The sequence below is a fragment of the Hanstruepera sp. CR43 genome (genome assembly GCF_055227665.1).
Genome location: NZ_CP200078.1, coordinates 1,446,176 through 1,458,226 on the forward strand (window position 1 = coordinate 1,446,176; position 12,051 = coordinate 1,458,226).

The 12,051-nt window shown below is 35.6% G+C and carries 15 protein-coding genes; all 15 read right to left on the bottom strand.

What is annotated here, in order from left to right:
• Positions 1 to 1,230: an ABC transporter permease gene (locus tag ACKXGU_RS06670; RefSeq protein ID WP_463467272.1), complete on the bottom strand. Its 1,230-nt coding sequence runs from the start codon at positions 1,228 to 1,230 to the stop codon at positions 1 to 3.
• The gene (locus ACKXGU_RS06675) at positions 1,223 to 1,924 is read right to left on the bottom strand and encodes an ABC transporter ATP-binding protein (protein WP_463467273.1); all 702 of its coding nucleotides are present in this window, start codon (positions 1,922 to 1,924) and stop codon (positions 1,223 to 1,225) included. The genes ACKXGU_RS06670 and ACKXGU_RS06675 overlap by 8 nt, the downstream gene beginning before the upstream one ends.
• Positions 1,925 to 2,003: 79 nt before the next feature.
• Positions 2,004 to 2,201 carry a hypothetical protein gene (locus tag ACKXGU_RS06680; protein WP_463467274.1) on the bottom strand — a complete coding sequence of 66 codons (198 nt, stop codon included), beginning with the start codon at positions 2,199 to 2,201 and terminating at the stop codon, positions 2,004 to 2,006.
• Positions 2,202 to 2,232: 31 nt separating this feature from the next.
• Entirely contained in the window at positions 2,233 to 2,757 is a 525-nt protein-coding gene (locus ACKXGU_RS06685) for a DUF420 domain-containing protein (protein ID WP_463467275.1), read from the bottom strand.
• The gene (locus tag ACKXGU_RS06690) at positions 2,757 to 3,512 is read right to left on the bottom strand and encodes an SCO family protein (RefSeq protein WP_463467276.1); all 756 of its coding nucleotides are present in this window, start codon (positions 3,510 to 3,512) and stop codon (positions 2,757 to 2,759) included. The genes ACKXGU_RS06685 and ACKXGU_RS06690 overlap by 1 nt, the downstream gene beginning before the upstream one ends.
• Positions 3,505 to 4,212: a hypothetical protein gene (locus ACKXGU_RS06695; protein WP_463467277.1), complete on the bottom strand. Its 708-nt coding sequence runs from the start codon at positions 4,210 to 4,212 to the stop codon at positions 3,505 to 3,507. Before ACKXGU_RS06695 ends, ACKXGU_RS06690 begins: the two co-directional genes overlap by 8 nt.
• Before the next feature lie 65 nt (positions 4,213 to 4,277).
• Complete coding sequence (locus ACKXGU_RS06700) at positions 4,278 to 4,658, bottom strand: cytochrome C oxidase subunit IV family protein (protein WP_463467278.1); 381 nt, start codon at positions 4,656 to 4,658, stop codon at positions 4,278 to 4,280.
• A gap of 21 nt (positions 4,659 to 4,679) precedes the next feature.
• Positions 4,680 to 5,660, bottom strand: coding sequence for a cytochrome c oxidase subunit 3 (locus tag ACKXGU_RS06705; RefSeq protein WP_463467279.1), 981 nt, complete (start codon positions 5,658 to 5,660; stop codon positions 4,680 to 4,682).
• Positions 5,661 to 5,786: 126 nt separating this feature from the next.
• The gene (locus ACKXGU_RS06710; protein ID WP_463467280.1) at positions 5,787 to 6,368 is read right to left on the bottom strand and encodes a cytochrome c oxidase subunit 3; all 582 of its coding nucleotides are present in this window, start codon (positions 6,366 to 6,368) and stop codon (positions 5,787 to 5,789) included.
• 2 nt (positions 6,369 to 6,370) lie between these two features.
• Positions 6,371 to 7,264 carry a heme o synthase gene (gene cyoE, locus ACKXGU_RS06715; RefSeq protein WP_463467281.1) on the bottom strand — a complete coding sequence of 298 codons (894 nt, stop codon included), beginning with the start codon at positions 7,262 to 7,264 and terminating at the stop codon, positions 6,371 to 6,373.
• Positions 7,265 to 7,361: 97 nt separating this feature from the next.
• On the bottom strand, positions 7,362 to 9,467 hold the full coding sequence (locus ACKXGU_RS06720; protein ID WP_463467282.1) for a gliding motility protein RemB: 2,106 nt from the start codon (positions 9,465 to 9,467) through the stop codon (positions 7,362 to 7,364).
• Positions 9,468 to 9,574: 107 nt separating this feature from the next.
• Positions 9,575 to 10,369, bottom strand: coding sequence for an energy transducer TonB (locus tag ACKXGU_RS06725; protein ID WP_463467283.1), 795 nt, complete (start codon positions 10,367 to 10,369; stop codon positions 9,575 to 9,577).
• Positions 10,370 to 10,485: 116 nt separating this feature from the next.
• Positions 10,486 to 11,205 (bottom strand): energy transducer TonB, encoded by a 720-nt coding sequence (locus tag ACKXGU_RS06730; protein WP_463467284.1) that lies wholly within the window; start codon positions 11,203 to 11,205, stop codon positions 10,486 to 10,488.
• A 59-nt stretch (positions 11,206 to 11,264) separates the two neighbouring features.
• Positions 11,265 to 11,669 (bottom strand): VanZ family protein, encoded by a 405-nt coding sequence (locus ACKXGU_RS06735; protein WP_463467285.1) that lies wholly within the window; start codon positions 11,667 to 11,669, stop codon positions 11,265 to 11,267.
• Positions 11,641 to 12,021 carry a glycine cleavage system protein GcvH gene (gene gcvH / locus ACKXGU_RS06740; protein WP_463467286.1) on the bottom strand — a complete coding sequence of 127 codons (381 nt, stop codon included), beginning with the start codon at positions 12,019 to 12,021 and terminating at the stop codon, positions 11,641 to 11,643. Before gcvH ends, ACKXGU_RS06735 begins: the two co-directional genes overlap by 29 nt.
• Between the last annotated feature and the right edge of the window lie 30 nt (positions 12,022 to 12,051).

Genomic DNA, 12,051 nt, shown 5'->3' on the forward strand with positions numbered 1-12,051 from the left:
TTAGTCGTCTCTTAATGCTACTATTGGTTTTATTTTCGAGGCCTTTTTTGCAGGCAAATAACCTGCAATGGCTCCCGCTAAAATTAAGGTTACGGTTGCTCCAATAATTAAAGAGGGTTTGACACTTGGGTCTTTAATAAAATAGGTTTCCAACATAGGTCCGGCCCATTCCAATATTCCCATACCCAATAATAATCCTACATAACCCGCAATGGCCGTAATAATGATGGATTCAATTAATATAATGGACACAATTGATTTTGGTGTCGCTCCCAAAGCCTTACGAATACCTATTTCTTTGGTGCGTTCTTTCACAATAAAAATCATAATATTACTAATACCAACTACTCCTGCAATCAAGGTTCCAAAACCAATAATTAATATGATGATTCCCAAAGCCGAAGTCATTTGACCGACACCTTTATTGGCTTCGGCCATATTTTGAATTCTAATGGCTCTTTGATCTGAAGACGCTACATCAAACCGGTCTTTCATTTTTTCGGTTATCTCCCTTCCAAAACCTATGGCTTCATCATAATTCATTTCAGGATTATAGGTCAGGTTTATTTGATCTATATAGTCATTATTACCATAGATTCTTTGAGCCGTTGTGATAGGCATATAAATGATGCGCTCTTCATTATCATTCCCTTCATCAGTAAAAACACCAATCACTTTATATTGAATACCATCCAGATTAATATATTTTCCTAGTGCAGTTGTTTTTAAAAACAGGTCTTCTTCAACCAACCTACCTATTACAACGACTTTAGTATTATTTTCAATATCATTTTGGTTAATGTAACGCCCATCTTTTATGAGTGTCATTTCGAGATATTGATGATCTGGATGTACGGCTCTAACACTGTAGCTATTTTTTTCGTTTCTAAAGGTAGCTGTAACGTTTCGGTATATTCTGGCTGTAATGTATTGTACCTTATCTGAAAACTCTTCTTTCAAATAATCGAAATCATCATTTTTAAACTGAATGCGTCTTCCTGCCTGTAATCCTTTATGAGCCTTTGTAGTCATGCCAGAACGGATGAAAATAGAATTATTGGCGTCGTCATTAAAGGCTTCAGCAAAAGTATTTTCCAATCCTTTGGCCAAACCAAACAAAATAGCAAACAACAAAATAGCAAAGGCTACCGTGAAACCTGACAATAGGCTTCGCGTTCTATTTTTATTGATACTTTGAAATATTTCGCGCCAGAGATGTATATCAAACATGCTGTTCGGCTCTTACTTGTTCCACAAATGTGTCTTCCATGATAACACCGTCACGTAAACGCACGATGCGCTTGCACATATTGGCAATATCTTCTTCATGCGTAACCATTAAAATGGTCTTACCTTCATCATTCAATTGTTGAATGAATTCCATAATCTCATAAGACGTTTTAGTATCCAAGGCTCCAGTAGGCTCATCGGCAAGAAGTAATTTAGGGTTAGCAGCCAAAGCTCTGGCAATAGCCACACGTTGTTTTTGACCACCAGACAATTCATTTGGCAAATGATGGGCCCAATCTCTTAAACCAACTTTTTCTAAATGGAATAACGCTTTTTCCTGACGTTCAGAACGTTTCATCCCTTGATAATATAACGGCAAAGCCACATTTTCAAGGGCATTTTTATAATTGATGAGATTAAAGGATTGAAAAATAAAACCCAAAAATTTATTGCGATAAATAGCAGCTTTCTTTTCTGTTAAGTTCTTAATGGGAACACCATCTAAAATGTATTCACCTTCGTCAGCCTCATCTAACATCCCAATGATATTGAGTAAAGTAGATTTACCCGAACCAGAAGAGCCCATAATGGCTACCATTTCACCTTCTTTTACCGAAAGATCAATACCTTTTAAAACATGTAAACTTGAATCGCCTATTGGATAAGACTTGTGCAGTTTATTGATGGTTAGCATAATTTACTTTTTGTTTATTCCCACAGTTATTAGTTAGACTACTTAACCGAAAAATTGTTACAACAAAAGTAAATATTAATTAAGCCTTGCTTTTTTTTGCCTTGTTAAACTTTTTATAAATTACAAAGCCTATACCGCCTATAAGTAAGTATGGAATAGCCATTAAATAAATGATCCCATCATTGATTCCTTTGGCTGCTCCTTGACCTTCTTCACTTTCCAACACAGCACGACACATAGCACATTGCGCTTCGGCTGAAGTGCTAAAAATTAGCATTAGGATTACTATGAAAATATATTTTTTCAATTTAATAATACGGTGAAATCATAATATAAACCACAACGCCAGAAATAGCTACAAACAACCAAATCGGAAAGGTTATTTTAGCAATCTTTTTGTGCTTTTCAAAATCATTCGTTATGGCTCTAACATAGGTTATCAAAACAAAAGGAATAACTACTACCGATAAGACAATATGTAATACTAAAATCGTAAAATATACATATCGCATCATGCCCTCCCCTCCATATTTTGTAGAATCGCTGGTCATATGATAGGCAACATACATAACCAAAAATAATACCGATAACACAATAGCAAACTTCATGAGGCGTTCATGCAAGGTTCTTTTGCCATTAGTGATTGCTACAAAAGCTAAAACCAAAACCAAAGCAGTTATGGCATTAGTGGTAGCATAAATAGGTGGTAAAAAAACAGGTAATTCTACATCCAACTTTACTCCAAATAAGGTAGCTACTACCAATGGAATGACAATGGATAAAACCACAATCCATTTATTATACTTCTTACTTTCTAAATTTGTGTTCTCCATTATTCCTTTAATAGTTTAGCAATATCTTCTTTTAGCATACTGATTTCTTCCTTGATACCTTCATCATCAACCTTTTCAGCTTCACTAATGATTCCCGAATAGAAAATTTTGGGATTCCCAAAGTCGTCCTTTCTAGAACGAATGAATCCATTCTTATCAATTAATGCAAAATTTCCAGAGTGTTCAAATCCAGCCGCTACCGAATCATCTTTACCTACATAAATATTGAACCCTACGTTGGCCAAATCATAAATTTTATCTTCGTCACCAGTCATTAAATGCCAATTAGGGTTGGTAATCCCATAATTATCAGCATAGGTTTTCAACACTTCAGGCGTATCTATTTCTGGAGTAATCGTGAAAGATGCGACTCCAAAATTATCAAACTCTTCAAATTCATTTTGTATTTCAACCAGATTGCGATTCATTCTAGGACAGATAGTAGGACATGTTGTGAAAAAGAATTCTACTACATAAACCTTCCCCAAATAATCATTTTGAGTTATAGTATCCCGATTCTGGTCCACAAAACTAAATTCAGGTACTTTTTTTGGTGCACCATTTATTTCCAAAAACATCAAATCTGAAGCAACATTGGTATCTCTTACATTGGTGGAAACCTGCTGACTTCTGCTATCATTCCTTACGGTATCATCATTGGATATTCTATCAATGATTTTAGGAATAAAAATAATTCCGAAAACCAAAATGATAAATGCTATTCCAACAAAAGAGTAATTTGTTTTCTTATTCATTTTTTCTGTTTAAATCTTCTGCTCGCCTAGTAGTCGAGTCAAAATTTCCTTTGCGTTTTTGACGATATTCTGTAAACAAAACTCGTAAATCTTCAGAACCCATTTTGTTTTTCAAGATGGCTACTTCAATACAGTCATAGGAAAACAATCCATAGATAGGTTTGTCCTTTTCAATTTCGTTATCAGTTCGGTCATCCAATCGGCCACGTTGGTTTAAATCCGTATCAATAATAAAAACATGATCTGTTGCCAGATTTTCATCTAATTCAATATCCGAATTCAGCCCTTTAAATGTGCTTAATATCTCATAGTCGTTGGCATACACAAAATGCCAAAACCGCAAATCTTCATAGGTTGCTATTTCGCGAAAAAGCTCTTCCGCATCCTCTTTAGCCGCTTGGTTTACTAAAACTACTATCTGAAATTTCTTAAACCCCTTGAATTTATCATAAATCAACTCCTTTAAATTGGAAGCTGCAATAACATTATCCATTGGTTTATTGCCTAAAAAAGCCAATACTGTAATATGATCCTTTAAAGTTATATTCGCTTGGTTTTTTGGCAGCTCAACGACACCTTCCTTAACGATATCCAGCGTGTTATAATTGTCCTTGGAAAGCGACAAAATCAGCACAAAAAAAACAGGCAGTAAGAATAAAATTCCCAGAATCAGGTTTCTTTTTATCAGCTTTTTGTTCATAGTGCAAAAATAAAAAAAGGCGGTTTAATAACCGCCTTTAATACTGTATATTTCTAAATGGTAAATTAAAAATCGCGCTTCACAAATCCTGTTGAGTAAACACCTTCAATATAACCACCTTCTTGTAGTAAAATAAAAATTAAGTAACATATTAAAAATACGGCTGTCCATACTACCATGCGTCTTAAAGCTTTGGTTTCATCGCGCATGTGCATGAAGTCCCATGTAATATAATAAGCTTTTACAATGGTCAAGATGATGAAAATCCAGTTTAATATTTTCATACCTAATACTTTTGCCATCAAAGCTTCTGGTTTGTAAATACCTAAAGCAACCTCAACAGCAGTAACAATTGACAGTAGTACCAGGACGCCCCAAATTTTTTGGGTATTGGATTTAAACTTAACAAGTCCTCTTAATATTTCTAATTTATGTGCGTGTGCCATTTTAAATTGTATTATCTGAAATTAAACAAGGTAGAAGAACGTGAATACAAATACCCAAACTAAATCTACAAAGTGCCAATAAAGACCAACTTTTTCAACCATTTCATAACTCTTACGTCTTTCATAGGTTCCCAATATCACGTTGAAAAAGATAATGATATTGATAACCACTCCTGAAAATACGTGGAATCCATGGAATCCTGTGATAAAGAAAAAGAAATCCGCAAATAATGGCGATCCGTATTCATTGACGTGAAGGTTTGCTCCTTCAACAACTAGCTTTCCATTATCTTTTAATTGTTTCAAAGACTCTTCTCTAGATAAAACCGTTTTCTCACCATGCTCATTAATCATTTGTGTTCTAACTAACACGTTGTCATGAGATTCCAACCCATGAATAACTTCATCCACAGTATAAGTCGGCAATGTACCTTCATCAACAAACCAAAGACCATTTTTACGCTCGTGAGCTGTTCTGTCTTTATGTTCTGCAACCACGAAATCGCTTAAAGCCACACGGTGTCCATCAGTATCCACAAACTGTAAAATATTGCCACCCTTTGTTTGAACAGCACCATAATCTCCTTTTATAAACGTAGCCCATTCCCATGCTTGAGAACCAACGAAAATTAAACCACCTATGATTGTCAAAAACATATACCAAGTTACCTTGGTCTTTTGCATTTTATGTCCAGCATCAACCGCTAATACCATAGTCACCGATGACATAATCAGTATAAACGTCATGAACGCCACATAGATCATGGGCAATTCTTGACCATGCAGAAATGGTACGTGGGTAAAAACTTCATCGGCAATTGGCCATGATTCAATAAATTTAAATCTTGAAAATCCGTAGGCTGCTAAAAACCCAGAAAACGTCAAGGCATCCGATACGATAAAAAACCACATCATCATTTTACCGTAACTCGCTTTTAGAGGCTGATTTCCACCTCCCCAAGTTTTACCTTCCGTTCCAGTATTTACAACTGTAGTATTCATATTTAAGGTTTAGTTTATAAAAGTTGCACAAAAATAATCATTTTATTTATCTAACGAAACTAACAAGCTAAATTTTAAACACTCTAAATAAGGCTAATGTCGAACGTGATTTTAAGCTTCTTGTTTCTATTTCACATAGTACAAAAACAGAAACAGAAAAACCCATAGAATATCAACAAAATGCCAAAAAGTAGCAGCCAATTCAAAACCTAACATGTTGTTTGGCGTATATTTCTTTCTAAAATGATTAATCATCACCACCAATAAACATATCAACCCAACGATCACATGCAAGATATGTACTACGGCAATGACGTATATAAATGATGTTTTGGGATTGCTTGTTGGCCCTGTAAAATTATATCCAAGACCAATTATGTCGCCAAAACCTACAAACTGAAATGAGATGAATAGTATTCCCAAAACAACCGTTGCCAAAACCCCTATAGTTGTTAATTGTCTATTGCCGTTTTGCAAGGCTCTTTTGGCCAAAATAACCATCACACTACTCAAAACAATGAGAACTGTACTAACAATAAAAGCCTGTGGCAAATCAAAATCCCGCAACCAATCTGGTCTTGTTCTACTTACTATATAAGCACTTGTCCAACCTGCAAAAGACATGATTAAAGAAACAATGCCAAACCAAAGCATCATTTTTTTGGCTCTGTTGTTTTTTTCTTCCTGGGTTCCTTGGGTTAAATCCATGGTTATCTTAAAAATTTATCTAAAACGTAAACTATTTGTAAAAGGGTTATATACGATACACTTGCCAACATGAGTTGTTTAGCAGCTTTAACCGTCATTTTTTTGTACAGTTGAATAGCGTAATAGACCATTCCCATTCCCAACAACGCCACCATTACAGCGGAAAGCGGTGTTAAATATAGACGTCCTGTAAATCCAAAAACTGGTATTATGGAGACCAATAAGGTCCAAATGGAATACATCAAGGTTTGTAAAGCCGTTGCTTTATCCTGTTTGCCTGTTGGCAACATAAAAAACCCACCTTTTTTGTAATCGTCATACAAAAACCAGCCTATGGCCCAAAAATGTGGAAACTGCCAAAAAAACTGAATGGCAAACAAGGTTCCTGGCTCAATACCAAAATCATCGGTTGCAGCAACCCAACCTAACATAAAAGGGATGGCTCCAGGAATGGCGCCAACAAATACAGCCAAAGGTGTTTTGGTCTTTAAAGGCGTGTATACACAGGTATAAAGAAATATGGAAATAGCCCCAAACATAGCCGTTTGCGGATTGATAATATACAAAATCACAATACCTAAAATGGCAAAAACAGTGGCAATAATAAATGCAGTGGTCACTGACATACGTCCCGCAGGAATGGGTCTGTTTTTGGTACGATTCATTAAGGCGTCCAGATCCTTTTCAATGATTTGGTTGTACGCATTGGAGGCACCCACCATAAAATACCCGCCTAACGCCAATAAAAGCAATGTTTGGAAGTCGACAATCTCGGCACCAAGTAAATACCCTGCTAATGACGAAAACACCACACTTAATGCCAAACGCATTTTGGTAATTTCCTTAAAGTCTGAAATTAGGGAATGGGATGTTGTAGACGTAACCGATTTACTCAAAGTAATACTTGCTTGTTTGCTTGTTTAATGCGTGTGCAAAGATACTTTGAAAAGTTAAATTAACCATTATTTAGCACTAAAAACATCTAAAGCAGACCTATAAATCAAAATACCAGTTAAACAAGTCGGTTCTTATCCCCAAATTAAACCAAACGGTATTCCTCTTAATAGCGGTATTGGTAACAGTATTAGGATTAAAGTCCCTAAAGGTCACATCAGCAAAAATCTTAAGATTGGTAGCTGGATTGATTAAGTAACCAGCCTGTACATTGGTAAAAAATGTCGTGGTCTTGTTACCTTGACCCAAATTTACGCCAGTATTGCCTGGTCTATCGTTATAATCACGGTAAATATCACCACCATAACTAAAATCGTCTTCAGCCGTATTAAAATCCAATCCGCGTTCACCAACTACCATCTTGGCATTGGCAAACCAGCGTTTATAATGGTATCGTCCTATTAATACAAATTCACTAAAATTAGAACCCCACAAGTGTGCCATGGACTGGTTATTATGTCCGTAGTTAAGCACAATCGTGTTATGGGAATAGGTATAAGGCCTCACTCTATTGTATTCTGCTTGAAGCATCAAGTTTTTAACCTTGAAGGCATTAAAATATTTTACGCCCAATTGATAGCCATATTTGTTTTTCCAGCTTTTGTTTCCACCTGTCATATCATCCAATGAAAATTCATCTATAATGAATTGTCCATAGCTGTAGATATTATCGGTAAATTTATATTTAGCTGATAATCCCATCACCGCATTTCCAGCATCCTGTCCCGTTTGGAATTCAATGGCTCGATAAAAAATAATCGGGTTTAAATAACTGACATCAAAACCGCGATTATCGGTTTTGGCCCAAATAACGGATTCAAACATCCCAATGTTCAAACGTTTGGTGGCATTCCAGCTTAAAAAATGGGTTGCCATATACTTACTTAAGTAAGCGCCTTCCTGATCAGCTACTTGAGGTCTGGAATCTCGAAGCCACATCCAAGTACTGGTATATTTTATTTTCCAAAATTTAGTATTTAATTTTAAAAACGGATAGGGAGTGGCTACATCGCTTATAAACAAAGACCGATATCCATCACCAATAAAATTTTTACTTTGTCCAAACTGTACGTTGAAAAATTTAATTGGCGAATATGATAAATATGCCTCTGCTACTGGATAATCATAAGCGTCTTTTTTAAATCTTTTTGCAATACCACGTCCAGGTATGATAGCTGCCTCATCGGCTGCTTTAATAGATTCGGCATATTGATTATAGTATTGTGGAAAACGCCCTTGGCTTTCAAAAACCGACGTGTAAAAGGTTAATTTTTTACCCAAGCCTCCCTGAAACATTATCCCTCGCGTGTTATTAAACGTACTACTGAATTCTGCTTCGGTATCCGTACCGACTTCGAAATCAAAAATGGGGTCAACAGTAAACCAATAATCCTTCCCTTCTACCCTGACAAAACGCTCATTCCACAATTTTCTACCGGCAAAAGATGATTTTTCCTTGGTTAGTTTGGCTTGTTCAACTTCAAAATCATAATATTTAGTGACATCTTCATACATGTAAGGCTTTGATCCTGTATGGCTATTGGTCCCAACTAAATTGACATTTCTATCAAACCGGGCATAATAACTATGGGTAAACGGAATATTTAATGTACTGGTATATTCCCTATTGGAAAATGGTTTCAAATTTTGATTAACGCTATCGTATTCTGATTTGACTGCGTTTTCCAATTCGGCCAATTCCTTATCTTCAGATAGATCTTTGGTAGTTGCCGATTGGTCAACTAATGGGATTTGAATTCCCATGGAATACTGTTTAAAGGTCGCATTACCATTATAAGTAGCTGGTTGAATTTTAGGAAAGCTTTTAAAAATCCGCCTGGCTTCTTCCTTCAATTCACTATACATGGCATCCACATAAATCACACGAAATTCCCCTTCAACATCCACTTCAAAAAGAATAACAACCTCACCTTTATAATTGTCTTTAGTTACCTTTTCTGGAACCTGAAATTCATTAAATATTTTAGTATAGATTTGCTTGTCAAAACAGGCTTGAAGCGAATCGACTGACACGCCCTCACATTCAGGAAAAACAGGGGGCTTTTCAAAAAATAAATCATCCTGTGAATACAGATTGTATTGTATTGTGCACAACACTATTACCAAGAGTGGTTTCCAATTCATTGATACAATTTTTATGAGTGCAGAAAGATACTATTTTTTTAATAATGTCATAAAAAATACCGCCATCAAAACAGATTAATGGCGGTAGGATAAAAAAAAAGTATGGCTTAATTCTGAATGCTAAACGCTATAGGTAATGTATATAAAACATCGACTGTTTTATTCCCATGCTTCCCTGGAGTCATTCGAGGCAGTTTATTGACGACTCTATTGGCCTCTTCACCCAACTTATCGTGACTGGCTTGGGTCTGTAATATTTCAACCTCGCCTTGTTTGTTAATTTTAAAGTTAACGTAAATTCTCTGTTTACCAGTAAGTCCTAATTCAGGTCCTAAATCCGTATCGAACTTTTTCTGAATAAACTTTGTCAATTTGGAAGACATACAGTCTCGTCTTTCCTGATTGGAATTGAGATTTTCGCAACCTGGAAACACAGGTACCGTTTCAACCAACATAATATTCATAGGACCTTCAGGTTCTTTTTCTACATTAATGTCTCCTGGTTTGATTGGATCATCTGTTTTCGGTAAATTCTCATCAAAGATATCATCAGAATTCTCCTTGACGTCATCGGTGTTTTTGGCGACCTCAATCTCATTGGAATACTTTGTTGGCTTTTTAGGAGTCTTTTCAAGCTTTTCAACTGGCTCTTTGTAAATTTCATACTTGTCCATTGAAAACTCGGTTGGGACCTCATCAGCATAAGCCATGTCCGGAATACTGGTTTCTGTTTTTAGAAATTTCATCTCCAATAACCCATAGGCAAAGAGCAAGCACAGAATAAGTCCGATTTGAAAATAAAGCGTTGAGTTTTTTTGTAAATTTACATCATGCTTTTGCGATTTTTTCACGTTTCCCTCATTTTGCCGAATGAGTTCGTGGTTTTTTTTTGAAAAATTCATAATACTATAGTTTAAATTGTTAATATTATGATAAAATCACAATAAGCATACCAAAAAAGAAATCCCGTTACAAAATTTGTAACGGGATTTTAATTTATGATAAAATTTTAGTTTTCTTAATCCTGTACTTGGAATTTAATTGGCAGGTAGTATGGTACTCTTACTGCTTTACCACGCTGTTTCCCCGGTTGCATTTTTGGAAGCAGTCCAATAACGCGTTTTGCTTCTTTTTCCAAACTTGGGTGTGGTGCTCTTACTTGTACATCAACAATATCACCTGTTTTGTCTATCTTAAAAAACACACGAATTTGTTGGATTCCTGATAATCCTAATTCTTGTGCCAATTCGGTGTTGAACTTTTTTCTGATGAAATCATTCATCTTTTGGTTCATACATGCTTTTTTTGCATCGTTGTTCCCTTTTTCACATCCAGGAAAAACTGGCACATTTTCAATAACAGCGAAAGGCACTTCAACATCTTCCTCAACTTCTTCTACCTCTACCTCTTCAACCTCAACGATTTCTTCTTCCTGACTGGTTTCTGTTGATTCGATTACCGTTTCCTCTACCTCTTCCTCATCTTCAACTACCTCAATAACTTCTGGAGCTGCTGGTGGCGGTGGTGGCGGTGGCGGTGTCGCAATCTGTTCAGTAATTGGAACTTCTTCTTCCAGTTCTTCATCTAAATTCAACTGTCCTATGTCGATATCTGACTTATCGTATGTTTTGTAGTTTATAGCATAATTGGTCAAAAACAGCATGAGTGCCAAACCAATAGCAAAAAACAGGGAACTGTTTCTACCTACATTTGATTCTGGATTTTTTTTAGATTCCATAATTTTAAGTTTATTACTGTTCGCTAAAATAACCAAATTAATGGTAAATAAGCAAACGATTAATATATTTTAACGTCTGTTTTTTTGACCAATAATATCAAAACACTCATTAGTGTGACACCCGCAATATTGGATAAAATATCTGCTTCGTCATAAAAACGGGAAATGGTCAACAGTTTTTGTAAAACTTCAATAATTGTACCAAAAGCAATACAAGATAGCGCTACCAAAGCCAAGGTTTTAAATTTTGAATAGTTAATTCGCCATTTTACAGCAAAAAACCATAATAAGGTTAACATGGCATAGGCTCCAAAATGAAAAATCTTATCACCATAAGATGGTACGATACTGTCCAATCCGCCAAAATCAATTGTAATTAAACTTACAATTAATAATGCAACGGTGTATAAAATGGCTATTTGTAGTGATTTTTCCTTAAGCACCAATGAGTTCTTTGTATTCATCAGAAGACAGCAATCCATCTACTTGAGAAACATCAGAACATTTTACCTTTATCATCCAACCATTACCATAAGGATCGGAATTCACCATTTCTGGTTCGTCTTCCAAAGACTCGTTGAACTCTATGATTTCGCCCGATACAGGCAAGAACAAGTCTGAAACAGTTTTAACGGCTTCAACGGTTCCAAAAATTTCATCAGCTTCTAAAGACTCATCAACTGTTTCAACTTCTACATATACAATGTCGCCCAATTCACTTTGAGCAAAATCCGTAATGCCTACAGTGGCTACATCGCCTTCTAACTTAACCCATTCATGGTCTTTGGTGTACTTTAATTCTGATGGTATATTCATGGTTCATTAATTTTTTTACAAATGTATTTA